Genomic DNA, 24,224 nt, shown 5'->3' on the forward strand with positions numbered 1-24,224 from the left:
GTCCGACAAGAATGCCGGCCACGATACCGATTAGAACCTGCACATAGAGTCTGGTGAGATATTTTCCGATCTTTGCAACCCGCATGTCTGTCTCCTATGCGTGGCGTCTTCCATTAAAGTCCGGACCGGTTGCTCGCGGCGGCGCATCACGCCGCCGCGAGTACGGCCGGATCTCGCCTGCGTTTTTCTTTATTGTTTTAACGCTGCGCCGATTCGTCGGATCGGCGCGTGGGTGCCGGCCGCTTAAGCGGACAACTTCCGCATCTCGGCAATCAGATCGGCTTTTCCTTCGAAGCCGATGCCCGGCAAGTCGGGCATGGTGATATAGCCGTTGTCCACTTTCACGCCATCAGGAAAGCCGCCATACGGCTGGAACAGATCCGGATACGATTCGTTGCCGCCCAGGCCGAGACCCGCCGCGATGTTCAGCGACATCTGATGCCCGCCGTGCGGAATGCACCGGCTCGGCGACCAACCATGCTGATGCAGCATGTCGAGCGTGCGCAGATATTCGACGAGGCCGTAGCTCAACGCGCAGTCGAATTGCAGCCAGTCGCGATCCGCGCGCATGCCGCCGTAGCGAATCAGGTTACGGGCGTCCTGCATCGAGAACAGGTCCTCACCGGTCGCCATCGGCTTGTCGTAGTAATTGCGCAGTGTGGCCTGCAACTCGTAGTCCAGCGGATCGCCCGGTTCTTCGTACCAGAACAGGTCGTATTGCGAAAGCGCTTTTGCGTACCGGATCGCCGTGTCGAGATCGAAGCGGCCGTTGGCATCGACGGCGAGTTTCTGTCCGTCGCCGAGCACGCTCAGGATCGAGTCGATGCGGCGCAGATCTTCGTCGAGCGACGCGCCGCCGATCTTCTTCTTCACGACCGTATAGCCCCGGTCGATATAACTGCGCATTTCGTCTTTCAGCTTCTCGTGATCCTGGCCGGGGTAGTAGTAACCGCCCGCGGCGTACACGAAAACCTTGCGCTCGGGCTGACCATTGCCGTAGCGGTCCGCCAGCAACTGAAACAACGGCTTGCCTTCGATCTTCGCAACCGCATCCCAGATCGCCATGTCGATCGTACCGATCGCGACCGAGCGCTCGCCGTGGCCGCCAGGTTTTTCATTCGTGAACATCGCCGCCCAGATCTTGTGCGGATCGAGATTGTCGCCCGCATCGTCGACGAGTGTGGCGGGATCGGCTTCGAGAATGCGCGGAATAAAGCGCTCGCGCATCAGCTTGCCTTGGCCGTAGCGGCCGTTGGAATTGAAGCCATAGCCGACCACCGGCTTGCCGTCGCGGATCACGTCGGTCACCACCGCGACGAGGCTCAGTGTCATCTTGTTGAAGTCGATGTAGGCATTACGGATGGGCGAACTGATCGGAACGGTCTTTTCGCGGATTTCAACGATTCTCATGACGGTGTCTCCTGACTTTTGGGCACGTGTTGCATGCCTCGGGCTGCAATGCAACGTAGCTTAGCCGCGAAACCACGCGCTATACTTCGCCATAATTCACTTCACTTGTTACCTCAGGTGAATAGCGGAAATGGCCACCGACATCGCATCGGACTTCGAGTTCTTCATCCTGCTTGCCAGGCTTAAAAGCATGTCCGGCGCCGCTCGGGCGCTCGATCTGACTCCGCCCGCAGCGACCAAACGGCTGGGGCTGATCGAGCAGCGGCTCGGCGTCCGGCTGGTCAACAGGACCACCCGCAACATCAGCCTGACGCCCGAAGGCGAGACTTACCTGCGCTACGCGACGCAAATCGTCCGGCAGGTCGAGCAAATGGAAGAGGAAGTCTCCGGCAGCCGCTCCGATCCGCACGGTCTTCTGCGGGTCAATGCGACGCTCGGTTTCGGGCGCACGACCATCGCGCCGTTGGTATCCGATTTCGCGAAACGGTTTCCCAAGGTGGAGATCCAGTTCGAAGTGACGGACCGGCCCATCGACTTGGTGGCGCAGGCGTTCGACATGGCGATCCGTTTTGGCGAGCTCCCCGACAGCCGACTCAGCGCGAGGCGCATCATGAGCAATCGCCGCTTCCTTTGCGCGTCCCCGAAGTACCTGGAACGTTTCGGCACGCCACAGCGTGTGGAGGATCTGGCTGCGCACCGTTGCATCATCCATCGTCAGAATGACGACGCCTATGGCGTGTGGCGATACATCCAGGACGATCACCTCGAAGCGCTGAAAGTCAAGGGCGCGCTCTCAAGCAATGACGGCGATATTGTTCTTCGCTGGGCCCTCGACGGCCACGGGATATTGATCCGCTCGGAATGGGATCTGGCGAAGTACGTGCAGAGTGGCCGGTTGAAACTGGTGTTGCCCGACACCCCTCTGCCGTCCGCGGACCTGTTCGTGTACTACCCCAGTCAGCGAAATCAGACAGCGCGTGCCCGGGCGTTCATTGATTTTCTGGTGAATCATTTTCGCGCGCCGTTCGTCCCGGTAGAGACGGGCGCCTTGCTCTACGCGCAAAAAATGAAGCTTGGCCGCAAGACTTGAGTTCTCCGATAGCGCTGAGCGATCGTCGGTAACAGCGCGCTTGCGTGCGTTGCGGCCTCGTCCACGCTCGGTGTCGTCCCGATGCGTTGGATATCAGCGGTCATTCCGAGAACTCCTTGGTCGACATCTGTCCGTGCGACGCGGTGCCGAGGCTCGCGAGCGCGTGCAGCGAAATCGGCTTGATCGGCGCGCGCACCCGGTACGCGCCCACTGCGTGCGGTGAAGTGTGGTGCGCGTCGGCGAGAATCTGTGTCACCGTCAATCCACACAGCCGCCCCTGACATGGTCCCATGCCGCAACGACTGAAGAATTTGGTCTGATTCGGTCCGGCGCAGCCGATGCGCGCCATCTCGCGGATGCGCCCCGCCGTCACTTCCTCGCAGCGGCAAACCAGCGTGTCATCGCCTGGCACGCCGATCCATCCCGGCGCCCGGAACAGCGCATCGAGAAACGGCCGCGCCGCGCATTCGCGCGTCAGCATCCGCCGCCACGGGTTCGCCCGCTCATCACGCTGCGCCTGTCCGATGCGGCCGGCCGCGTACGCGATGCCGAGCGCGGCCAGTGTGCCGCTCGCCTGCGCGGCGCGCGCGCCTTCGATGCCCGCGCCATCGCCCGCGATCCACACGCCCGCCAGCGAACTCGCGCCCCACTCGTTGCGAACCGGACGCCAGGCGATCTGCGCGTCGTCCCAGCGATGCTCGAGCCGTAACAGGCGCGTCAGTTGCGTATTGGGCACGACGCCGTGATGCAGCAGCACCACGTCGGCCGCGACTGTATGATGCCTGCCGCGAGAATCGAAATGCAGCGCGCTCGCATGCGTGTCGCCTTCGATGATCAGATTCATCGCATGCTTGTGCCAGTGAACGCGCGACCTGCGCAGTTGCGCCAGCATGCGTGCGCCTTTGATCAGCGGCGCAGGGGCCGTGAGCGCACGCGGTAATGCGCGCAGCGCGGCGATGCCGTTTCGGCGAGGCGCAGTTTCAACCAGCGCAGCCACGTCTGCACCCGCTGCGAGCAACTGACACGCGACCAGCAGCAACAGCGGGCCCGTGCCGGCAAGCACGACTTTTCCTGCGGGTATCGACGGACCGGACTTGAGCGCGATCTGCGCAGCCCCCGCATTCATCACGCCAGGCAGCGTCCAGCCCGGCACCGGCGATGGCCGTTCGAGCGCGCCGGTCGCGATCAGCAGGTGAGGCGCCGACAGACGCTCCGCCCGATCGCCAGCGACGATCGTCACGGTACGCTCGCGGTCGATGTCCCAGACCAGCGCGCCGGCGCGGTAGTCGACCGTCGCGTCGGTGAATTGCTTCAGCAGCGCTTCGCCCGCCGCATAGTCCGCGCCGAGCAGCGCCTTGATCGACGCGTCCGCGATACCGACGTTGCGATAGATCTGTCCGCCTGGCCGATGTTGCTCGTCGATCAGCGCGACCTTGAGGCCCAACGCGCTAGCCGTCGACGCGGCCGCCATACCCGCCGGGCCACCGCCGATCACGATCAGGTCATGTGTCATGTCCATTCCCCGCCCGCCGCGCGCCATGCTGCAAGCGCACTGACATGCCCTCTCGCGCTTCGAGCATGCATGCCTGCAGGTTCTGCCGGCCATCCACTTCGACCAGACATTCGAAGCACACGCCCATCAGACACAGTGGCGCGCGCGGACTGCTGGACACGGGTGTGAGCCGCGTATGGCGGAACCCCGCGTGCAGCAGCGTGAGCGCCAGATTCTCGCCCGCTCGCGCACGAACGGATCGGCCCTCGATCGTAAGATTGACGACAGCTAATGGCTTGTCAGTGTGCAGCGGTTTGAACATCGACACCATGAAAGCGGCTCGCCTTGAAGTGATGGATATCGGACGGCTCGGAGGCGCCGCGGATCCAGTCCGCGATCGCGCCCGCGTGATTCGCGGCCAACGTGATACCGCTATGGCAGGTGACCAGAAATGCGCCAGGGCATTCGCTCGACGCGTCGTAGATCGGGTAGCCATCGGGCGTCATCACCCGCAGCGCGCCCCACGCCCGCACCACGTTGACCGCATCGAGCAACGGGAAGTAGCGGATTGCGTGACGCGCGATCCGTCCGAGCTCGTTCGTGGTCGTGCCGTCGTCGAAACCGACATCCTCTTTCGAGTCGCCCAGCTGAATCACGCCCTCGCCGGTCTGTCTGACGTGCGGCGTCGGATACGGAAGGAAGCGCTGCAAGCGCTCGGTGACCAGCACCTGCCCCCGCTCGGGACGCACGGGCGCATCCAAACCCACTTGCGGCGCGAGCGCCCGGCAGCCGAGTCCGGCCGCGAGCACGACCCGGCTGGAATAGACGCTACGCTTTGCTGTCTTTACTTCGAAGCCCGTTGCGCGATGCGTGATCCGATGCGCTGCTTCGCTCGTACATAGCGATCCGCCCAGCCGGCCGAAGGCTTGCACCAGCGCGCGCAATAGCCTGAGCGGACTGACATGCCCGTCCATCGGCGAATAGATCGCGCCCACCATCTCCGCGCCCGCTTCGGGAATCAGCTTGTGCAGGTCGGACGCGTCGAGTGCCTGATACGGATATGCGCAGCCGATCGCATCGCGGATGCTCGCCATCTCGTCGAGCTGGCGAGCGAGATCGTCAGCGGCGAAGGCTGGCCGCAGCCCGCCCGCCTGTTGCAGTTCGACATCGATCTGCGCGACATCCGCCAGCTCTTGAGCGAAGGCCTTCCAGCGTCGCGCGCTTGCAAGGCTCCAGCGCGCGTAGTCGACATTGCCCGCGCCCTTGCCTTGCACCCAGACGAGCCCGAAGTTGCCGCGCGCGGCGCGAAAGGCATCGTCGCCTTCGTCCAGCACGACCACCGTCTCGCCGGCCTTGACGAGCCCATAGGCGATCGCCATGCCGACGATGCCACCGCCGATCACCACCGTGTCGGCATCAGCGCGGGTCTGCATAGCGGGTCCGCGCGAGAGCGATGTCGGCTGCGCTCTGGCGCACCATGTCCTGCGACGCGCGGCCAGGCGCCGGCGGCAACGTACCCGCGGCCTCGCACGGGTCCGCATGCACCGCGTGGCATGCCACCGTATGCGAGCCCCCCACGCTTTTCATCTCCGGCGTGCGCGTGCATTGCGGCATCGCCAGCGAACAGCGCGGCGCGAAACGGCAGCCCGGCGGCGGGTCGATCGGCTTGGCCAGTTCGCCTTCGATGCTGACCGGCTCACGCTTGTGGCGCGGATCCGGCACCGGCACGGCCGCGACCAGCGCACGCGTATACGGATGCCGCGGCGCGCCGACGAGCTCCGCTGCACTCGCGATCTCGACGAGCTGCCCGAGGTACATCACCATCACGCGGTCGCACAGGTGCGTGAGAATCGACAGATCGTGCGATACGTACAGGCACGAAAACTTCAAACGTGTCGACAGGTCGCGCAGCAGATCCATCACGCCCGCGCGAATCGACACATCGAGCATCGACACGGGCTCATCGGCGATCACGAGCCGCGGCTGCGCGATCAGCGCCGACGCAATGCCGACACGTTGGCGCTCGCCGCCGCTCATCTGATGCGGAAAACGCTTCGCATAGCGCTCAGGCGGCAATCCCACCAGTTCCAGCATCGCCATCACCCGGCGTGCGGTTTCGCTTGCGTCCCACAACTTCAGCGCGCGCGGCGCCTCGGCGACGATGTCCAATACGCGCAGACGCGGATTGAGCGAATCGAACGGATCCTGGAAGATCAGCTGGACCTGCTTGCGATACTGGGTCAGCGCATTGCCGCGGCTCACCGCGGTCACGTCGTCGCCGTTCAGGCGCAGTGTGCCGCTCGTCGGCACGTCGAGCTTTGACAGCAGATTGCAGGTCGTCGATTTGCCGCAGCCCGATTCGCCGACGATGCCGACGATCTCGCCCTCATCGATCGAAAAGCTCACGTCCTCGACCGGCTTGATCCAGCTCGCCTCGTTGCCGCGCAGCGCGGCGCCGATCCCGCGGCCGATCCGGATGTGTTTGGTCAGATGTTCTACGCTCAAGAGTGCCACGTTCCCTTCCTCATTGCGGCGGCCCGCATCGGACCAATGTGGTCGGTCCGGATGCATGCGGAAATGTGATTGACGCCGACCTCGAGCGCGGCGGGCCGATCCGCATGACAGGCGTCGATCGCAAACGGACAGCGCGCGGCGAACGCGCAGCCCGCCGGCGGCGCGGCCATATCGGGCGGCGATCCCGGCATCGAGATCAGCTCGCGCTCGAGAGCCATGATGCTCGGGAACGCGTTCTTCAGGCCCAACGTGTACGGGTGCTGCGAATCGCCGAATAGTTCGAGCGTCGGCGCGCATTCCACCATCCTTCCCGCGTACATCACGCCGACGCGATCCGCGGTTTCTGCGATGACGCCGATATCGTGCGTGATCAGCAGGATCGACAGCGACACCCGTTCACGGATCGCGCGGATACGTCCGAGCAAGCGCTCCTGCACGAGTACATCCAGACCGGTGGTCGGCTCGTCCATCACGATCAGCGACGGTTCGAATGCGAGCGCCATCGCGATCATCGCGCGCTGGCGCATGCCGCCGGAAAACTGATGCGGATATCGGCGCATCAATTCCGGCTGCAAGCCGACGATGTCGAACAGCTCGACCACGCGCTCGCGCGCCTTCGACGCCGACGTGTTCGAATGCGCACGAATCGCCTCGACGATCTGCGCACCGACCGGTTGCACCGGATTCAGCGAGTTCTGCGCGCTCTGCGGCACCAGCGCGATCTTGCGCATCAACACCTGTTGCCGAAAACGCGCCTGCGGCATCGCCAGCAGGTCTTCGCCGTTGAAGCGCAGCACGTCGGCTTCGATCTTCGCGCTGTCGGGCAGGAGCCGCAGAAGCGCCTTCACCACCGTCGACTTTCCGCAACCCGATTCGCCGACGAGCCCAAAGATCTCCGACGCCCGGACCTCGAGATCGAGGCCGTCGACCGCGCGTACATCACCGTGAGCGCTGCGATAGGTCACGCGCACATTGCGAGCTTCGAGCAGCATCTCATCGTTCTCCCAGACGCGGGTTGGCCACCACTTCGTACGAGCGGCTGACGAACACGAACGCGCTGACCAGCAGCACGATGGCCGCCGACGGCTCGAGGAACCACCACCACGCGGTTTGCGTGTATCCCGAGGCCCACAGATCCTGCAGGATGCTGCCCCACGTGAGCGCATTAGGATCGCTGAAGCCGAGAAAACTCGCGGACGCTTCCGTGACGATCGCCCACGCGATGTTGAACGACGTGTACAGCAGCAACAGCGGCAGGATATTCGGCGCGATATGCCGATAGATGATGCGCAGATCGCCCGCCCCGCGTGCGCGCGCGAACGCGACGAACTGACGTTGCTTGATCGCGATCGTCTGCGCGCGGATCACGCGCGCCGAGGTTCGCCAGACGATCACGACGATGGCGAGGATCACGAAGCCGATCGAGCGCCCAAACAGCGAAATCAGCACGATGATGAACGGCAGAAACGGCATCCCATAGACCACGTCGGTCAAGCGCATCAGCGCGTTGTCGATGCGTCCGCCGTAATAGCCGGCAATCAGTCCGATATTCGCGCCGATCACGATCGATACGAAACCGCTCGCCACGCCGATGATCATCGTCGTGCGCGTCGCGAGGATCATCTGCGACAGCAGATCGCGCGCGAGATTGGTCGTGCCGAGCGGAAACGCGGCGCTTGGCGATTGAAGGACCGCCATCCGGCCATCGGCCATCTTCAGTGACTCATACGGATCGTGCGGAATCAGCCACGGCCCGAACAGCGCGACCAGCAACGCGAACCCGATGACGATCGCACCGAACGCGCCGAGCCGGTCGGCGAAGATCACCTTCAGGTTCTGCCCGAGTTCGCGCCCGACCAGCGCGGCGCCGCGTAGCAGTCGACCAGCCGGCAACGGCGCGGGCGGTTTGACGGTTGGCGTGCTCATACATTTGCTCCGGCACGGCTGACGGATACCGCCATCCTGCGTACATGCGCGTCGTCGACCTGCACACCCAGACCGTCGCGGTTCGGGAAATGCACGACGCCGTCGCGCACGAACGACGAGAAGTCTGTCGGGTCTTCGACGAGGCGCAGTGTCGACATGTACGCATGACCGACATCGATGAGATTGGAAAGCGTCGCGGCATGCTGCAACGAAGCGGCCTGCGTGACGCCGAACTCGAGCATCGAATTCATGTAGCAACGAATGCCGAATGCTTCGGCCACCGCCGCGATTCTTTGTGCGCGCAGCGGACCACCGTTCTTGCTGCTCTTGATGCTGAACACGCTGGCCGCGCCGAGCCTCGCGATCTTCGCCGCATGCGCGGCGCCCACCACCGATTCATCCGCCGAGATTGGCAGCGGCGTGCTGGCCGCGAGCGATGCCATCTGTTCGAGCTCATCCTTCCTCACCGGCTGCTCGACGAACGCGAGCTTCGAACCACGCACGCCGTCGAGAAAAATCTGCGCATCGGCGAACGTCCATCCCTGATTGGCGTCGGCGATGAACTTCAATCGATCGCCATAGCGGGCTTCGAGCTCCGCGACGCGCCGCACTTCGTCCGCGACGGGCGAGGTGCCCATCTTCAGCATGAAGCTGCCAAAACCCTGCGCGGCTTTGTCGTCGATCACGCGGATGTCGTCTTCCGCGGTGCCGTTGTTCAGCGGCCAAAGCACCGGCAGCGTTTGATGCAGCACGCCGCCCAGCAAAGTAGCCACCGGCGCGCGCAGCCGTTTGCCGAGCAGGTCGAGCAGGCCCATCGAAATCGCGCCCTTTGCACACAGATGCCTCGGCACCAGCGTATCGAGCAGTAGATCGATACGCCCCGGCTCGGGATTCGCGCTGCCGAGCACTGCCGGCAGCAGCGTATCGCGTAGTACGCGCATGGCTTCGTCGCACGATTCGCCGGTGAAGCTGACGCTCGGATTGGCTTCGCCCCAACCCGTGACGCCGTCTTCATCGGTGAGCTTGACGAGGATCGCGCGCGTCGTCGCCAGCGTGCCCTCGGTGAGCTTGTAAGGCACGACAAAGCGCGTTTCGATCTCGAAGATTTCCGCTGCGATCACAGGCGCCATCGTGGCCGGCGTGGACGGTTGGGTCATCGTTGCTGTATCAGTCATCATGTCGTTCCGAATCGGATGCGGGGATCAAGGAGGCTATAGGACAGATCGGTCAACAAATTCATCACGATCACGACCACAGCCATCATGAAGAAGGCGGCCTGTGCCACCGGATAATCGTGTTGCAAAGCGGCATCGACCATTGCCTTGCCCATGCCCGGCCACGAGAACACGGTCTCGATCACGATCTGGCCGCCAATCGCAAAACCGAGAATCAGCGACGACACCGTGACGACGGCCAGCAGCGCATTACGGGCCGCGTGTCCAAAAAGCACGCGTGACGGTTTCAGCCCCTTGGCGCGGGCAAATTCGACGAAGTCGGAGCCGAGCACTTCGAGCATCGAATCGCGCATCACCAGCATCGGCGTCGCGACATAGACGGCGCTGATCGTGATGGTCGGCAGAATCAGATGCTTAAGAAAATCGGCCGACGTGAGCATCGCCCAGGCGCCGTTGTCGTCCGTTCCGGCAGCCACCATGCCGGACGACGGCAGCAGTTCGAGCTTGTAGCTGAATGCAATCAGCAGGACGATCGCAATGACGAACGGCGGCGCGGCCTGAAACACCAGCCCCACGACGGTCGCCACGTGGTCGAGCGCACCGCCTCGCCGCGCCGCCATCAGAATGCCGAGCACCACGCCGAGCACCACGGCCAGCACCAAACCGGCGCTCATCAGCAGCATCGTGTTGAGGAGCCAATGCCCGAGCAGATCCGCAACCGGTTGACCCGTGGTGAAGGATTGCCCCCATTGCAGGCTCAGCATGTTCCTGATGTACACGAAGAACTGCTGCCACATCGGCAGATCGAGCCCGAACGCATGTTTGAGCCGCGCCTGCGCGGCCTGGTCGAGCGCGGGACTGATCACCTGGGCGGTCGGATCGCCCGGCATCAGGCGGAACAGCACGAACAGGATTACGGCCACGCCCAGCAGCGTAATCAGTGACGACATCAAGCGTCGTGCGATATACAGAGTCATAGATGATTCTCGAGGATCGGTACGGTTTGGCGGCTTGCACCGCCGGTGCCTTGCAGCGGCCGCTCACGCGCGCGACAGCAGACGGCCCTGCGCGTCCCAGCTATAGCCGGCCTTCGAAAGCAGGTCGCGCGCGATCTTCAGGTTCTCCGGCGGCACCTTTACCGACGGGTTGTGCCACACATCATTCGTCGGCGAGATGATCGATGCGCCGGGGTCCGCATAGCCGAGCAGAACGAGTTGCGAAATCATCTGGCGCGGCATGATGTAGTTCAGCGCCTGCCGGAAGGCCGGATCGTCGAACGGCTTGATGCGGTTGTTGTACGACAGGTGGTAGAGCCCGTGGCTCGGATAGCCCTTCGCGACAACATTCCTGACCGTCTTCAACCGGTCGACGAGCGCCGGGGTCAACACATAGCGGGTGCGATCGCATTCGCCGTTCGCGATCGCCGTGGCGAGCGCATCCTGGCTGCCGTAGACAATACGGATGATGCCGGCGCACTTCGGCGGATTGAAGTGCGACTTGAACGCGCTCATCTTCAGCTCCGAGCCGCGCCGCCAGTAATCGAGCGTATAGGGGCCGCTGCCAACCGGCTTCTCGTTGGCGAATCTGAGCGGGTCGCCATTCGCGGCGACGCCTTCCCACACGTGGCGCGGAATGATGAACATCGTGGCCAGCACGTTCGAAAAGAATGGCGCGGACGGATTATCGAGCTTGATGCGCACCGTGTTCGCGTCCGGCAACTGCACCGATGACACGTTGTTCAGCGCGGTCAGAAAGAACGGCGCTTTCCACTGCTTGTGATAATCGAAGCTGAATTTGACGTCGTCCGCCGTCACCGGCTTGCCATCGTGCCAGCGCATGCCCGGACGAATGGTCAGATCGATTGTCTTGTCGTCCACGAGCCTGGCCGCGCTCGCGGCCCACGGCACCGGCTTGCCGTTCGGATCCAACCGCAGCAGCCGGTCATAGATGATCGAGAGTTCCGCGAATTCGGTGCTGTCGACCACCGCGACCGGATTCAGATGCTTGACGTCCGCGTTCGCGCCGCTTCGCGAATAACCGTCACCGGTCACCTTCATGTTGATGTCGGACCAGAACCCGCCGATGCCCTCGCCCAGTTGCGGCACCAGTCCGCTCAGCTTGTCGGAGCGATGCGCCATCGTCATCTGCGAATAGACGAGCACCGTGCCGGGCTGATCGGCGAAGATCACGCTTTGCGCATCGACGACCGGCTTATGGCGATCGTCCAGTTTCATCAGCCGCGCTTGCGAGCTCGCCAATGCGTCGACCTGCGGGCTGTGATAGCCCATCCAGTCGAAGCCGCCGCGCTTGTCTTCGGCCGAATCGTGTATGCCACGTATGAAGAAGTCGGGATCGATGCGGATGCTGGTGCCGGGGAAAAACACCAGGTACATCTCGAAGTCATGTTCCATGATGACTTTCTGGATGCCCTGGTTGTAGTCCATCGGATTGGCTTGCACTTCCCAGCCGAGCGTCTTGCACGCTTGCGCGACCAGCCGGGCAATCTCCGGGCGAGCCGGATCGAATTGAGCGGTACACGTCAGCAGCGTACGCTTCGGAACCGGCGCATGCTGCGATTGCGCGCGGGCCAGGCCGCCGGCGGCCGCCGCCGCGAATGCCGCGGCGCCCGTGACAAAACCCCGTCGATCCATGCCTGCCTCCAATGTTTGGACTGTTGATGTTTTTCAGTCTAGAAACGACAATTTCGCGTGTCCACGAAAGCGCGCTATGATTATTTCTCCATAACCTGCGGTTATAGCGCTTCTGGCGAGCGACCCGTGCCGATGAAATTCCGACTGATCGAAGTGTTCAAGGCGATGCTCGAATTCGGCACGGTGACGGCCGCGGCTCACTCGCTGAAGATCTCGCAGCCCGCCATGACGAAGCTGATCGCGCAACTGCAAAGCGAGCTCGACCTGGTGTTATTCGAGCAGCGCGGCGGACGGCTGGTACCGACGGCGGAAGCGCGCGCCCTCGTCGGTTCGATGCAGCGCGCGTGGGACGGCGTGATCGAGTTGAAGGAAGCGGCCAGAGAGATCCGCGATATGCGCCGGGGTCAGCTATCGGTGGTGGCGTCGCCGAGCATCGCGCAAACGCTGATGGCCGAATTCGTCGCGCAGTTCGCGAAAGATTCGCAACGGCTGACCATCAATTTGCATTCGCAATCATCGCCGCGCGTGATCGACTGGACCGCCGACGGTCAAGCCGACGTCGGCATCGCGATCATTCTTGCGCCACGCAGCGGCGTACAGGTCGAACGCCTGGGCAGTCTGACCGGCGTCTGCGCATTGTCGATCGACCATCGGCTCGCCGCGAAAGAAGTTATCCGCGCAGACGATCTGCGCGACGAAACGTTCATCTCGCTCGCGGAAATAGACGGCTCACGTTCACGCATCGAATCGGCTTTCGAAGGCAGCGCCGTCGACCGCAACATCCTTCTGACGACGCCGCAATCAGCCGTTGCGCTCGCTCTGGTTACGCACGGCGCCGGTTGCGCAATCATCGATGAGGCCACCGCAAGGCTCGCCGACCCGTCGCGGGTCGTGATCCGCCCGTTCGCGCCCGTCGTGGAATTCGATGTGTATATGTACCATCCGGCCAACCGGCTACCGTCGCAGGTGCAGGAAAGGTTCGTGCGCAGTTTCAGGCAGTGGTTCAGGAGTCGCTGCTGGGACTCGGAACTGGCGCGACCGAGAGCGCGTAGCTGAATGCCGACCCCGCGCGAGGATCTGAAGCGTCTTCACGGGAGCATATCCGGCGTACACAGGAAAGGACTCAGCAGAGTTCGACGAGCAAACGAGCCAATATTGCTCGCAGCACCGAACCTTTTTTACGATCGCTGCCGTAAAGCGAGACGCTTACGGCATCGGCACGCCAGTGGGCGGCGTTGAACATCGAGCCGGCGTCGTCATTGCCGTTGGCCGTCTGCGTGCGCAGGTGCTGCGCGCAGCCCTGTTTCGTGGAAGCCTATCCACGGTCATCCTCGAGATTCAACCGGGCAGGGTATACCTTGCCGTGCGCTGCCGGCCATAGTCTTCCAGACGCAACGTCGACGTCGGCCGCGCGTCCAGGAGGAAACATGTCAATGCTCGGATTCGAACTCGGGTTCTGGGATTACGTGACATTTGCCACCGCATTCATCGCCGGCGGCGCCGGCATTCTCACCTACATATGGATCGCGGGTTTGCCGGGACGCATTGCGCTCGCGCGCCATCATCCGGAAGCCGAAGCAGTGAAGCTGATGGGTTGGGCCGGACTGCTGCCGACGATCTTGCCGTGGGTTCAGGCATTCATCTGGGCCTTCAAGCCTACCGACGTCATCGATATCCGGCGCTTCCCGCGCGAAGAAGCACGGGCAATCGACGAAGAACATGCGATGGATGGCGCGCCTTCGACAACGAACATCCATTGCCAACCGTTCAGGCCGAACGCGCCGGTGAGCCTTTCCAGGATGAGTCCGGAGAGCGGTCCGCTGACGATGGCGGACACGCAGATCGCGCTCATGAAAATGGACGTGACGCGTGCGCGTCGCGCGGCCGGAAACCAGTAGGTGAAATAGAGAATGACGACAGGGAAGAAGCCGGCCTCGGCCACCCCAAGCAGCACGCGCGCGATGTAGAACTCCGCTGGCGTGCTCACAAACGCGGTACCGACGGAGACCACGCCCCACAGCGTCATGATGCGCAGCAGCGTGCGCCGAATTCCGATGCGCTGCAGCAGCAAGTCGCTCGGGACTTCCAGCAGCATGTTGCCGAAATAGAACAGCCCGACGCCAAGGCCGAACGCCGCCTCGGACAAACCCACGTCGCGCCGGAACTGAAGGTGCGCAAAACCGATATCGCGCGATTGGTATAGGCAAAGACGTAGCAGACGAACAGCAGCGGCATCAGCCTCCATGTGACCTTGCGATACACCGCTTTGTCACGGGATCGGCGGCGGCCGTCGCGCCCGGCGAGGGACTTGTCACTGCTTGCATGGCGTCTCCAGTCATTTGTCGGTTGCGGCATGGAGCGTTCCGGGCAGATGGGCCGGTTGCCTTTCGCATGAACACAATTATTGTTGCCGCCGCGCGTGCGGAAAGGCGGCTGTTTCACTGCGTGGAACGCGGCTGTGCGGGGCAGGGACAAGCTTGGAGGTAGACGCCGTGCCGAGCATCCGACGCCGCCGGCACGCCGATCGACAAGCCGTGCGTCGCGTACGGTAGTGCTGCGCGCATCTCATTGCGTCAGCAGCGATGTCGCTAAACGGGGCAACGGCAAGTCTTTCATCACGTCTTGATAGACTTGTGCTTCCGGCAAAGAAAAAACGAGAGCGAAAACGCGTGAACCTCGACGAATATTACAAGCGGCTGAATCTGCCATGCACTGCGTCGCCGGCAGACGTCAAGCGCGCGTATCGGCGTCTAAGGACGAAGTACCACCCGGATCGCAACAAGGGGCGCGAATCGACGGTCGCGCCATTGTTCACCCGCATTCAGGAAGCGTTTGAAATCCTGACCGGCAAGCGGCCGCCACCCGTTTTTCAGCCGCCGGCGGCATCGACTGAGCGCCCCGCCCCGCAGGCGCGCTCCGACGAACACCGCAACGCGCCTGCGATGCGCGGTGCCAACTGCCTGGTCGAACTGTTCGTGCCGCTCGAAGCGGCGCTCCACGGCGGCGCGGTGCAGGCGAGCTATACCGTCAACGAACCCTGTCAGGTATGTCAGCAAAGGGCCGCTTCGTGCGCGACCTGCAACGGCAGAGGGACCTCGAGCGCGGACAAGCGCTGCGCCGCCTGCGGGGGAACCGGCCGGCCGGGGGCCGGCGATGGGTGCCAAGCCTGTCTCGGCACGCGTAAGCGCGCCTCGCTCAGGTCGGAGACCGTGACCATTGCGCCGGGCGCGTGGGACGGTCAGCGTCTGGTTATCGAAGGCGGCGGCCATCGCGGTGCAAATGGCGGCCCGGCGGGCGACGCGATCTGCTCGGTTGCGATCATGTGCGACGCGGGGTTCCGTCGCGACGGCTTGCATCTCGCTTGCGAAATCCAGGTGGATTTCGTGACCGCGACGCTCGGCGGCAGCTTCGAAGCGACTATCCTGGGCCGCACGTACCCACTGGAAATTCCGCCCAATACTCGACCTGGCAGCACGATCCGTCTTCGCCAGCATGGGCTCGCGGACCGCAACGGCTCGCGCGGCGATCTGACGTTGCACGTCGTGCTGGCGATGCCCGCCGCGGCTTCGCATTTAACCGGCGACGAACGACAACGATTGCACGACATGTTCGCGGAGGCAGAGTTGCGCGCCCGGCGGCTGGCCGGCAACGGTCCATAGCCGGTGGGTCCTGGCGGCATTCTGATTGCGCATGGGCGCCGTGCCGGCTAACCGGCGAGCGTCATCCGCCGTTTTGTTTCCCCAGGATGTCCATTCCGGGGCGGCTCAGCCGTCGTTATCGACAAGCTGCGATTGCCGTTCGCCGCGAGCCGGCGCCGCCCTCGCAATCCAACTCAGGAGAAACACCGCGCCCACACCCGATAAGCCGATCCTGCAAGTCCTCGATGACTACAAAGCCGCGGTGCTAGCAAAAAGCGTCGACGCGTTCGTCGCGCTATACGCGCCGAACGTGCTGGTCTTCGACATGTGGGGCGCATGGTCGTACAACGGGATCGCGTCGTGGCGGGGGATGGTGGAGGCCTGGTTCTGCTCGCTGGGCACGGAGCGGGTAATCGTGGATTTCAGCGACGCACAAACGATCGTCACCGGCGAGCTCGCCGTCGTCCACGCGTTCGTCGCATACAAGGCCGTCGATGCCAACGGCGTGGAACTGCGCTCGATGGACAATCGCGTGACCATGACGCTCGGGCGAAACGGCGATGGATGGAAGATCGTCCACCAGCACACCTCCTCGCCGATCGACGGCGGTACCGCTCAGGTCATCTTCAAGCGTGAGTGAAAGCGTGCCGAGTTATGTTCCGCCGCCTGCGTCGCCGGGATGTCATACGCAGACCAGTACAGAACACAACTCAGTGTCAGCCAGCAGAAAAACGGCACCGCGACCGCGTCGTGCAGGACGCTGCCCCACGGTATGGAGCCGGACTCCACGGAGTTCGGTTATTCAGCAGGCCCCAATACGATTTGGCTTCGACATGCTGCTTTACATCGCTCTTCATGTCTACGATCTTCCAGTCGCAGAGAACAGCATTTGCCAGCTTTATCGGATCAGGGGGAAACGCAGATTTGTTGCTCGTTGTCAGGATCATTTATCGTTGCCGATTTAACCGGCGACTTTCCAGACTGAGCGTTCGACTATCCAGCACCTAGGCGAGAACAGAACGTACTCCCCTTTCTCGGTCAGATACGCAAATTTGTATTTATTAGGGCAACAGATCGTTGCGCCGACTGTGCCGTGTATCCGGGGCCACCGAAAGCGAAGCGCTGATCGGCGAGTTTGCCGCCTATCGAGAAATAGCAAGCGGCGAATTGGCAACCGTGCCGATCGACCATCCGCTCTTTTCCGGCGCGCACGCGCGCGTGCTCGTGAAAACCGGGCGGCCACCAGCACCAACGCCACTCGAATTGCGGCTCTGGATTCGGCACCCCATGCGGATGTTCTCGGCGTCTAAAGCGAATGCCGGGAGCAAACGCAAACGCTAACCACCCACGCAGATCGAAAAGGCGGCATCGGTAGTCACGCGAACAAGCGCATGAGCCGAATTGTGTCGTAGTGTGTCCGCGCGATACGCAGACACAAAACCTTGCACATACGCGTCGATGCGGACATAAAGCAGATACGCGCGGGCGTTCCAATACCGGCATACCAGCCCACGGAACGCCCAACATGCACAGTACTCTCGAAGCGCCGCTCGCGCTGCTCGCCGGCTTGCTCACGATCGCGTCGCCCTGCGTGCTGCCGGTCATGCCGATCCTGCTCGGCACGTCGGTCGAACAACCCAGCCGCACTCGGCCGCTCTTTATCGTCGCCGGCTTTATTCTGACCTTCGCGTCTTTTGCGTTGCTGCTCGGCGCGGTATCCAGCACCGTTCACGTCGCGCAGCAGGTATTGCGCAATACCGGCATCGCGTTGCTCGCGCTGTCCGGCTTGATGCGCGTATGGCCACGCCCCTACGACTGGCTCGTCGCGCAACTGCAGGCACCGCTCGAACGCATCGGCGCGGCGATTGCACCGGGCATGCAACCGGGCAGCGGCCATGCCGGCGGCTTCGTGCTCGGCATGTCGCTCGGCGCCGTATGGACGCCGTGCGCGGGCCCTGTGCTGGCGTCGATCCTCGTGCTGGTGGTGAAGGCGCAGGATCTCGGCTGGTCGACGCTGCTACTCACGCTGTATGCAATCGGCGCGGCCGTTCCGATGCTCGCAATCATCTACGGCGGACATTACGCGACGCGCCACGTACGTGCCGTGTCGCGCCATGCGCAACGCCTGCAACAGGTCTTCGGCATCCTGGTGGTACTGACCGCGCTCGCCATCTATCTGCAATACGACGTGCTGCTGTACGCGCGGCTCGCCGCTTTTTTCCCGTCACTCAAAGGAATCTGACATGACCGCCCGACTCAAGAGCTTCGCGCTGTCCACCGCTTTCGCCGCCTGCGCGGTCATGGGAGCGACTACCGTCGCCGTCGCCGCGCCGCCGCAAAGTGGCCCGGTCGCACCGGAACTCACCGGTATTACGCAATGGCTCAATAGCGAGCCGCTGAATCTGCAGCAATTGCGTGGCAAGGTGGTACTGATCGACTTCTGGACCTATACCTGCATCAATTGCGTGAACACACTGCCGTATGTGAAGAACTGGAATCAGAAGTATAAGGATCAAGGGCTCACGGTGATCGGCGTGCACACGCCCGAGTATCCGTTCGAGCGCGACACCGGTAACGTGAAGACCGCGATCAAGCGGCTCGGCATCAGTTATCCGGTTGCGCAGGACAATCAGTACGCGACGTGGAACGCTTATAGCAACCAGTACTGGCCCGCTTTCTATCTGATCGACAAAAAAGGGCAGATCGTCTACTCGCACTTCGGCGAAGGCGCCTATGCGCAGACCGAAGCGAAGATTCAGGCGCTACTCGCGCAGAAGAATTAACGCGGCGGTCGTGTGAGCCCGCGTCGAAGCGAGTTAGCTGCATCGCTCGCACAATGGCAGAAGCCCACCTGTGCCTGAACTATCAGGTTCATGTGGGCTTCAATTTTCCAGCAGTGCGCGTTTCATGTTTCAAGACCCCACGCGACTGCACCACTGCTTAAAAAAGGTAATTGCAGAACAGGCCGTACGTGATCTGACTGGTCTTCTCGGTGATCGGGCTGTCGGTTGCATCACCGCGCAGCCATGCGAACGAAACGCTCGCGCCGACATTCCAGCGCGGCGCAATCCGATAAACGCCGTTCAAAGAGAAGCGCAACTGGTTCAACCCGGCACCGGCCGAAAACGTCGGCAATCCGGATCGCGCGCTTTGCTCGGAGTTCACGCCGAAATAGGTTTCGTTGTATTTGCTGCTCGCCCACGTCAGTCCCGGACCGGCGGTGAGCGTCAGTTGCGGAATCGGCTGGTAGCGGCCAAGCAGATCGAATGTCGCGACGGTGCCCCGGTCGTTGCCGGCGATGTCGGTGAGCACGCTGGCTCGCGCCGTAACGAACTCATAGGTATAGACGCCGAACAGTTCGGCGTGCGCGGTCCGCTTGACGTCGCCGAGTCCGTGCAGCCGAGAATCGTCCGATTCACTACGCGGCTGAATGAAATCGTAAGTAATGGCCGCGCCGACACGCCAGTTGCTGTCGCGATACAGATACGCGCCGAGCGCCAGCGCCGCTGCGGCGTCCGGATTCGCGCCGATAAAGAAACGGTCGTAGTTCGCGCTCACCACAGGGAGCACTTCCCATTTGGTGCCGCTGGCGCCGGGAAATTTTGGCATGTTCACCACCCCCGCGCCGACCGAAAAGTGCCACGGGCTCGCATTGGCCGCGGGCGCCTGAGTGATTTCGGGCGCGCCGACGGAGAACAGGCTCTCGGACAGGCCAAGCGTATCGTCCGCCATCGCCGCAACCGCAAACATCGACAACGCGGCGCCGGCCAGTACCTTCATTACGCGCGGCATTGATATCTCGATCATCTTGGTTTCTCCGTGAAGTAAGCAGGACAGCTGTCACCGTGGCAGTCCTGACGTTTATTACGCAATACGGATACGGGGTAAAACTGAAAGCCGAAGGGATGATCGTTTTATTGGAAGTCCGGAGCGCTATCGATGCCGCTTCACCAATGAATTCACGACAATTTGACAAATATGAGGCGATGGTGGGATTGCGCGGCCGACTGATGCCGAAAACATTAACGATAAAGATGGACGTACCGCTGTTGCGCACTGCAACAGCGTTGCCATGACGTTCGTCTGAACCATGCCGCGCCTTAATTCAGTTTCCTGTTGCGTCTACTTGCGAAAGGTTCACTGGTTTCGTGAGTGGCACCAGCATAGCCGGTTTATTTCAGCAGTCGCAAGCAGATTTTGTTAACTACTTGCGGCAATAGGATGATTGCCCAGCAACGTCGTCACGATATGGCGGAGGCTCTCGTTTCACGGCTTGGGCAGCAAAAAGAGTTTTTTATTGCGAGTTCACAACCGATCAGGCGCGCTGTAATTTGCCATGCCCGGACACAGGCGATACTCTTGCTCTCGTTTGACACACTTCGCCGCGGGTCGTCCTCCGGCGGCGGCTTTCGATGCACGGTGATCTACGTTACGGGTGAGCTATGCCTTCAGGAAAGTACCTCGGCAACAAAACAGTCAGTCCCGCGTTTTCGTGTCTCTGCGACAAAGCGCAGGCGCAGTACGCGAACCGCCGCATCAGTGCGGATCTGTCGCGCCGTGGTTTTGTCGCAGGCCTGGCCGCGTCGATGCTGAGCCTCGTGCTGCCCGGGCTCAGCCATGCACAAAGCACGCTGCCGCCTGGCGCGCCCACAAAACCGGTGCTGTTCACCAACTTCCGCCTTTTCGACGGCAAATCGTCGACCTTGCGCGACGGGCTTTATATGGTTGTCGACGGCGGCAGCATCAGTCAGCTGGGCCAGGGGCAACCCGCTTCGACCGACGGCAAAACGCTCGTCGATTGCGGCGGCAAGGTGATGATGCCGGGTCTGATCGACATGCATTGGCATTCGCTGCTCGCGGCATTGCCGATTCAGGTGATCCTCCAATCCGACATTGCGCTCGTGCATCTGGCGGCGAGCGCGGAAGCCGAACGCACGCTGTTGCGCGGCTTCACGACCATCCGTGATGCAGGCGGCCCGGCGTTTGCGTTGAAGCAGGCGATCGACGCCGGGATGATTTCCGGGCCACGTATTTATCCGTCCGGCGCGATGATCACGACCACCGGCGGGCACGGCGATTTTCGTCCGCTCTCCGAACTGCCGCGCACGAGTAGCCAGGTCAGCCAGTCGGAGCGCGACGGCGGCAGTGCGATTGCGGATACCGAAGACGAAGTCCGTCTACGTGTGCGCGAGCAATTCATTCAGGGGGCGACCCAGGTGAAGTTGGTCGGATGCGGTGGCGTGTCCACACCGCGCAGTCCGCTCGACATGCTGACCTTCACCGAAAAGCAGCTGCGCGCCGCGGTCGAAACGGCGGGAGACTGGGGCACCTATGTACTCGTGCATGCGTACACGCCAGAATCGATTCAACGTGCGGTGGCTGCCGGCGCGCAGTGCATCGAGCACGGTCATCTAATGGACGACAAAAGCGCCGCGTTGATGGCGAAGAACGGCACATGGCTAAGCATGCAGCCGTTCGTCAGCGAAGAAGACGTCGCGCCGCTCGCCCCCGCGAGCCGCGAAAAGTTTCTCGAAGTCACAGCGGGGACCGACAACGCTTACAAGCTCGCGCGCAAGCACGGTATCAAGGTCGCGTTCGGCACCGACCTGATCTTTTCGCAAGCGGTCGCCACACGTCAGGGCACGATGCTCACGCACATGAAGCGCTGGTTCACCGCGGCGCAAGCACTGGGGATGGCAACCGGCACCAATGGAGAACTGCTTGCGCTGTCCGGTCATCGCAATCCGTATCCGCGCAAACTGGGTGTGCTCGAACAAGGCGCGTACGCCGACCTGTTGCTCGTCGACGGCAATCCGCTCGAGAACCTGGACCTGATCGCCAACCCCGAGCAGAACCTGCGCATCGTGATGAAAGATGGGAGGTTCTACAAGAACACGCTGAACGCGTAATCACCATTGCGCCGCGCAGAGGCCGAATAAAACTTTCGGCATCTGCGCGGCGAGTCATTCGGCTAGCAAAGTCACCTTGATAGGCGACCAGGCGCGCAACGTCTCGCGCCCGGCTTCGCCTGATAGCGATGCTGTTCAGCTATGCCCTTGCAGGCGGATATCGCGCGACGACGCACCGACGTACACCGTGCTGCCTGGCACATAGAGCCAGCGGTTGTTCGTCGTATCCCACACGCTCTGCATGCGCGGCGTCACGACCACATGCACGCGGCGCGATTCGCCAGGATTGAGGCCGATCTTGTCCCACCCGACCAGCCGACGCGGCGGTTCGCCCTGATACGGCACGCCGAGATACACCTGCGGCACTTCCGCGCCCGGCACCCGGCCATCGTTGCGCACGTTGAACGACACGTCGATCAACCCGGCTGGCAGATGCACGACCGATAGACCCGAATACGCGAAGTGCGTGTACGACAGCCCATAGCCGAACTCGAACATCGGCGCGATGTTCTTCGCGTCATACCAGCGATAGCCCATATCCAGTTGCTCGGCGTAGACCGGGTCGGTCTGGAACGCGCCATTGGTGCCCCACGTCGGCGTATCCTGGTCGTGCATCGGGAACGTGACGGGCAGCTTGCCGGACGGGTTGACCTTGCCGAACAGCACGTCCGCGATCGCCTTGCCGCCTGCTTCGCCTGGATACCACGCTTCGACGATGGCCGACACGCTGTCCTTCCAGGGCATCAGCACCGGGTTGCCGCTTTCGACGACGACGATCGTGTGCGGATTGGCCGCCGCGACCGCTTCGACGAGCGCATCCTGGTTGGTCGGGTTCGCGAGGCTCAGGCTGGTCAGATCGCCGATATCCTCGCCGGCCGGCTGCGCGACGACGACGATCGCAACGTCCGAGTTCGCGGCGAGCGTCGCCGCCTGGGTGATTTCCTGCTGCGTGTACGCACGGAACGGCGACTGTTGGTCGCTATTGCCGGCGAAGCTCACCTGGGCATTCGGCGCGAGCGCCTGAACCGCCGATACGATCGGTACGTTCAGCTTGATCCACGGGTTGGTCCACCAGCTGCAACCGCTGGTCGTGCCGAACTGCAGGCCGCCGCATCCGGAGAATGCACCGGTGACAGGATCGCGCGTATTGCCCGAACCGCCGCCCGTCAGCATGCCCGCGTCCGCGTGCCCGCCGATCACCGCGATGCGCGACAACGAACCCGCAGCGAGCGGCAACTGGTTGTTCGCGTTCTTCAGCAACACCATCGACTGCTCGGCGACCGACTGCGTAAACGCATTCGCGGTGGCGTAGTTGATGGTCGCGCCACCCTTCGGCGGATCGTCCATCACGCCCGTGCGAATCATCACGTACAGCTTGCGCTCGACCATGTCGTTCAGACGCGCGGTCCACACCGAGCCGTTCGCGATCGCCTGTTTGACCGCATCCGGCGTCAGATAAACCGTCGTGCCGACGTCTTCTTCCTCGTCGAGCCCCGCGTTGATCGCCGGCGCGGTGCTATGCGCCGCGCCCCAGTCCGATTGCACCTGCCCCTGGAAGTGCCAGTCGTTCTTCAGCACGTCGTTGAGAATGTGCGAGTTCTCGCACGCATACGTGCCGTTGACGCGGTTGTAGCTGCACATCACGCTGCCGGGCTGCGCGCGGCGCGCGGCGATTTCGAACGGCAGCAGATACAGTTCGCGCATCGTGCGTTCGTCGATCTGGCTATTGCCGCCGCCGCGGCCATGCTCCTGCTCGTTGCCCATGTAGTGCTTGATCGTCGCGATCACCTTCTGGCTTTGCGTGCCGTCGGTGCGTTCCGCGAGCATTTCGCCGGCGAGCACGGGATCTTCGCCGAGGTATTCGAAGAGCCGCCCGCCGCGCGGTTCACGCGCGAGGTTCGTACCGCCGCCGAGCCCCATGCCGAAGCCCTGTTCGCGCAGTTGTATCGCGATCTGTCTGCCGAAGTCCGACGCGAGATTGCGGTCCCAGCTCGCCGCGACTGCAATCGTCGCGGGGAACGTCGTGCTCTGCTGTGTGGTACTGCCGGAGCCCGTTGCCGAATCGACCATGTTCAGATCGGGAATGCCCAGCCGCGGCACCCCCTGGATATAACCCGCGCCGCCGCCGGGCACCGCGGACATCGCGTACTCCGAGTGAATGAATTGCAGTTTCTCGTCGAGGGTCATCTTGTTGACGAGCGTTTCGGCGCGCCGATGCGCGGCCGCCGATGCGAATACGTTGAGCACCGTCGACAGCGGAGCAAAGTCGAGCGGCGAGGTGGGGATTTCCGCGTTCGCAGCAACACTCACGGCCGCCGCTAATGCGACGGCCGGCCATAGTTTCTTTTGCATAGGTGTCTCTCCGAAATGTGCTTTTCTGGGGGCAGCGGAGCGCGTCGATGGGTGCACGGCGGACGCG

21 protein-coding genes and 1 pseudogene are annotated in these 24,224 nt (G+C 62.7%); 9 read left to right on the forward strand and 13 right to left on the reverse strand.

Annotated features, from left to right (window positions below; all coding sequences use genetic code 11):
- Positions 1-243 precede the first annotated feature (243 nt).
- Positions 244-1,410 carry a mandelate racemase/muconate lactonizing enzyme family protein gene (locus VGH68_RS26235; protein ID WP_331606631.1) on the reverse strand — a complete coding sequence of 389 codons (1,167 nt, stop codon included), beginning with the start codon at positions 1,408-1,410 and terminating at the stop codon, positions 244-246.
- A 130-nt stretch (positions 1,411-1,540) separates the two neighbouring features.
- On the opposite strand from VGH68_RS26235, the gene VGH68_RS26240 reads away from it, so the two are divergent.
- On the forward strand, positions 1,541-2,500 hold the full coding sequence (locus tag VGH68_RS26240; RefSeq protein ID WP_331606632.1) for a LysR family transcriptional regulator: 960 nt from the start codon (positions 1,541-1,543) through the stop codon (positions 2,498-2,500).
- A gap of 100 nt (positions 2,501-2,600) precedes the next feature.
- Here the strand turns inward: VGH68_RS26240 and VGH68_RS26245 are convergent, their stop codons facing one another.
- The 9 genes from VGH68_RS26245 to VGH68_RS26285 form a co-directional block, all read right to left on the reverse strand.
- Positions 2,601-4,013, reverse strand: coding sequence for an NAD(P)/FAD-dependent oxidoreductase (locus tag VGH68_RS26245; protein WP_331606633.1), 1,413 nt, complete (start codon positions 4,011-4,013; stop codon positions 2,601-2,603).
- Positions 4,003-4,314 (reverse strand): (2Fe-2S)-binding protein, encoded by a 312-nt coding sequence (locus VGH68_RS26250; RefSeq protein WP_331606634.1) that lies wholly within the window; start codon positions 4,312-4,314, stop codon positions 4,003-4,005. The genes VGH68_RS26245 and VGH68_RS26250 overlap by 11 nt, the downstream gene beginning before the upstream one ends.
- On the reverse strand, positions 4,292-5,425 hold the full coding sequence (locus tag VGH68_RS26255) for an FAD-dependent oxidoreductase (protein ID WP_331606635.1): 1,134 nt from the start codon (positions 5,423-5,425) through the stop codon (positions 4,292-4,294). The genes VGH68_RS26250 and VGH68_RS26255 overlap by 23 nt, the downstream gene beginning before the upstream one ends.
- Positions 5,409-6,506, reverse strand: coding sequence for an oligopeptide/dipeptide ABC transporter ATP-binding protein (locus VGH68_RS26260; RefSeq protein WP_331606636.1), 1,098 nt, complete (start codon positions 6,504-6,506; stop codon positions 5,409-5,411). Before VGH68_RS26260 ends, VGH68_RS26255 begins: the two co-directional genes overlap by 17 nt.
- Entirely contained in the window at positions 6,494-7,498 is a 1,005-nt protein-coding gene (locus VGH68_RS26265; RefSeq protein ID WP_331606637.1) for an ABC transporter ATP-binding protein, read from the reverse strand. The genes VGH68_RS26260 and VGH68_RS26265 overlap by 13 nt, the downstream gene beginning before the upstream one ends.
- Before the next feature lies 1 nt (position 7,499).
- Complete coding sequence (locus VGH68_RS26270) at positions 7,500-8,432, reverse strand: ABC transporter permease (RefSeq protein WP_331606638.1); 933 nt, start codon at positions 8,430-8,432, stop codon at positions 7,500-7,502.
- Positions 8,429-9,607: an enolase C-terminal domain-like protein gene (locus VGH68_RS26275; RefSeq protein WP_331606639.1), complete on the reverse strand. Its 1,179-nt coding sequence runs from the start codon at positions 9,605-9,607 to the stop codon at positions 8,429-8,431. Before VGH68_RS26275 ends, VGH68_RS26270 begins: the two co-directional genes overlap by 4 nt.
- Entirely contained in the window at positions 9,607-10,584 is a 978-nt protein-coding gene (locus VGH68_RS26280) for an ABC transporter permease (RefSeq protein WP_331606640.1), read from the reverse strand. The genes VGH68_RS26275 and VGH68_RS26280 overlap by 1 nt, the downstream gene beginning before the upstream one ends.
- Before the next feature lie 63 nt (positions 10,585-10,647).
- A complete protein-coding gene (locus tag VGH68_RS26285) occupies positions 10,648-12,258 on the reverse strand; it encodes an ABC transporter substrate-binding protein (RefSeq protein WP_331606641.1) in 1,611 nt (536 codons plus the stop codon).
- A gap of 132 nt (positions 12,259-12,390) precedes the next feature.
- On the opposite strand from VGH68_RS26285, the gene VGH68_RS26290 reads away from it, so the two are divergent.
- Together VGH68_RS26290 and VGH68_RS26295 are read left to right on the forward strand one after the other, a co-directional pair.
- Positions 12,391-13,314 carry a LysR substrate-binding domain-containing protein gene (locus tag VGH68_RS26290; protein ID WP_331606642.1) on the forward strand — a complete coding sequence of 308 codons (924 nt, stop codon included), beginning with the start codon at positions 12,391-12,393 and terminating at the stop codon, positions 13,312-13,314.
- Between the two features lie 377 nt (positions 13,315-13,691).
- Positions 13,692-13,850, forward strand: a pseudogene (locus VGH68_RS26295) (hypothetical protein); the annotation flags it as partial.
- Positions 13,851-13,888: 38 nt separating this feature from the next.
- On the opposite strand, the gene VGH68_RS26300 reads toward VGH68_RS26295, so the two are convergent.
- A complete protein-coding gene (locus VGH68_RS26300) occupies positions 13,889-14,503 on the reverse strand; it encodes an MFS transporter (RefSeq protein ID WP_331606643.1) in 615 nt (204 codons plus the stop codon).
- A 424-nt stretch (positions 14,504-14,927) separates the two neighbouring features.
- Here VGH68_RS26300 and VGH68_RS26305 point away from each other — a divergent pair, with 424 nt between their 5' ends.
- From VGH68_RS26305 to VGH68_RS26325, 4 genes are all read left to right on the forward strand, one after another.
- Complete coding sequence (locus VGH68_RS26305) at positions 14,928-15,917, forward strand: DnaJ C-terminal domain-containing protein (RefSeq protein ID WP_331606644.1); 990 nt, start codon at positions 14,928-14,930, stop codon at positions 15,915-15,917.
- 31 nt (positions 15,918-15,948) lie between these two features.
- On the forward strand, positions 15,949-16,536 hold the full coding sequence (locus tag VGH68_RS26310; protein WP_331606645.1) for a YybH family protein: 588 nt from the start codon (positions 15,949-15,951) through the stop codon (positions 16,534-16,536).
- 885 nt (positions 16,537-17,421) lie between these two features.
- On the forward strand, positions 17,422-18,138 hold the full coding sequence (locus VGH68_RS26320; RefSeq protein ID WP_331606646.1) for a cytochrome c biogenesis CcdA family protein: 717 nt from the start codon (positions 17,422-17,424) through the stop codon (positions 18,136-18,138).
- A 1-nt stretch (position 18,139) separates the two neighbouring features.
- Positions 18,140-18,679, forward strand: a complete 540-nt coding sequence (locus VGH68_RS26325; protein WP_331606647.1) for a thioredoxin family protein — start codon at positions 18,140-18,142, stop codon at positions 18,677-18,679.
- Between the two features lie 157 nt (positions 18,680-18,836).
- Here VGH68_RS26325 and VGH68_RS26330 read toward each other — a convergent pair whose 3' ends face one another.
- Positions 18,837-19,703, reverse strand: coding sequence for a MipA/OmpV family protein (locus tag VGH68_RS26330; RefSeq protein ID WP_331606648.1), 867 nt, complete (start codon positions 19,701-19,703; stop codon positions 18,837-18,839).
- Positions 19,704-19,741: 38 nt separating this feature from the next.
- Here VGH68_RS26330 and VGH68_RS26335 point away from each other — a divergent pair, with 38 nt between their 5' ends.
- Together VGH68_RS26335 and VGH68_RS26340 are read left to right on the forward strand one after the other, a co-directional pair.
- The gene (locus VGH68_RS26335) at positions 19,742-19,972 is read left to right on the forward strand and encodes a hypothetical protein (RefSeq protein ID WP_331606649.1); all 231 of its coding nucleotides are present in this window, start codon (positions 19,742-19,744) and stop codon (positions 19,970-19,972) included.
- Between the two features lie 366 nt (positions 19,973-20,338).
- Entirely contained in the window at positions 20,339-21,805 is a 1,467-nt protein-coding gene (locus VGH68_RS26340) for an amidohydrolase family protein (RefSeq protein WP_331606650.1), read from the forward strand.
- 135 nt (positions 21,806-21,940) lie between these two features.
- On the opposite strand, the gene VGH68_RS26345 is transcribed toward VGH68_RS26340, so the two are convergent.
- Complete coding sequence (locus tag VGH68_RS26345) at positions 21,941-24,157, reverse strand: beta-glucosidase (RefSeq protein ID WP_331606651.1); 2,217 nt, start codon at positions 24,155-24,157, stop codon at positions 21,941-21,943.
- Positions 24,158-24,224 lie beyond the last annotated feature (67 nt).

The sequence above is a fragment of the Paraburkholderia sp. genome, assembly GCF_036488505.1.
GTDB lineage: Bacteria > Pseudomonadota > Gammaproteobacteria > Burkholderiales > Burkholderiaceae > Paraburkholderia.

Excerpts from the sequence above, each read along its gene's own strand:
- VGH68_RS26235 (WP_331606631.1), bottom strand. The coding sequence starts at position 1,410 with ATGAGAATCGTTGAAATCCGCGAAAAGACCGTTCCGATCAGTTCGCCC.
- VGH68_RS26240 (WP_331606632.1), top strand. The coding sequence starts at position 1,541 with ATGGCCACCGACATCGCATCGGACTTCGAGTTCTTCATCCTGCTTGCC.
- VGH68_RS26245 (WP_331606633.1), bottom strand. The coding sequence starts at position 4,013 with ATGACACATGACCTGATCGTGATCGGCGGTGGCCCGGCGGGTATGGCG.
- VGH68_RS26250 (WP_331606634.1), bottom strand. The coding sequence starts at position 4,314 with ATGTTCAAACCGCTGCACACTGACAAGCCATTAGCTGTCGTCAATCTT.
- VGH68_RS26255 (WP_331606635.1), bottom strand. The coding sequence starts at position 5,425 with ATGCAGACCCGCGCTGATGCCGACACGGTGGTGATCGGCGGTGGCATC.
- VGH68_RS26265 (WP_331606637.1), bottom strand. The coding sequence starts at position 7,498 with ATGCTGCTCGAAGCTCGCAATGTGCGCGTGACCTATCGCAGCGCTCAC.
- VGH68_RS26270 (WP_331606638.1), bottom strand. The coding sequence starts at position 8,432 with ATGAGCACGCCAACCGTCAAACCGCCCGCGCCGTTGCCGGCTGGTCGA.
- VGH68_RS26275 (WP_331606639.1), bottom strand. The coding sequence starts at position 9,607 with ATGACTGATACAGCAACGATGACCCAACCGTCCACGCCGGCCACGATG.
- VGH68_RS26280 (WP_331606640.1), bottom strand. The coding sequence starts at position 10,584 with ATGACTCTGTATATCGCACGACGCTTGATGTCGTCACTGATTACGCTG.
- VGH68_RS26285 (WP_331606641.1), bottom strand. The coding sequence starts at position 12,258 with ATGGATCGACGGGGTTTTGTCACGGGCGCCGCGGCATTCGCGGCGGCG.
- VGH68_RS26290 (WP_331606642.1), top strand. The coding sequence starts at position 12,391 with ATGAAATTCCGACTGATCGAAGTGTTCAAGGCGATGCTCGAATTCGGC.
- VGH68_RS26300 (WP_331606643.1), bottom strand. The coding sequence starts at position 14,503 with ATGGAGGCTGATGCCGCTGCTGTTCGTCTGCTACGTCTTTGCCTATAC.
- VGH68_RS26310 (WP_331606645.1), top strand. The coding sequence starts at position 15,949 with ATGGGCGCCGTGCCGGCTAACCGGCGAGCGTCATCCGCCGTTTTGTTT.
- VGH68_RS26320 (WP_331606646.1), top strand. The coding sequence starts at position 17,422 with ATGCACAGTACTCTCGAAGCGCCGCTCGCGCTGCTCGCCGGCTTGCTC.
- VGH68_RS26325 (WP_331606647.1), top strand. The coding sequence starts at position 18,140 with ATGACCGCCCGACTCAAGAGCTTCGCGCTGTCCACCGCTTTCGCCGCC.
- VGH68_RS26330 (WP_331606648.1), bottom strand. The coding sequence starts at position 19,703 with ATGATCGAGATATCAATGCCGCGCGTAATGAAGGTACTGGCCGGCGCC.
- VGH68_RS26340 (WP_331606650.1), top strand. The coding sequence starts at position 20,339 with ATGCCTTCAGGAAAGTACCTCGGCAACAAAACAGTCAGTCCCGCGTTT.
- VGH68_RS26345 (WP_331606651.1), bottom strand. The coding sequence starts at position 24,157 with ATGCAAAAGAAACTATGGCCGGCCGTCGCATTAGCGGCGGCCGTGAGT.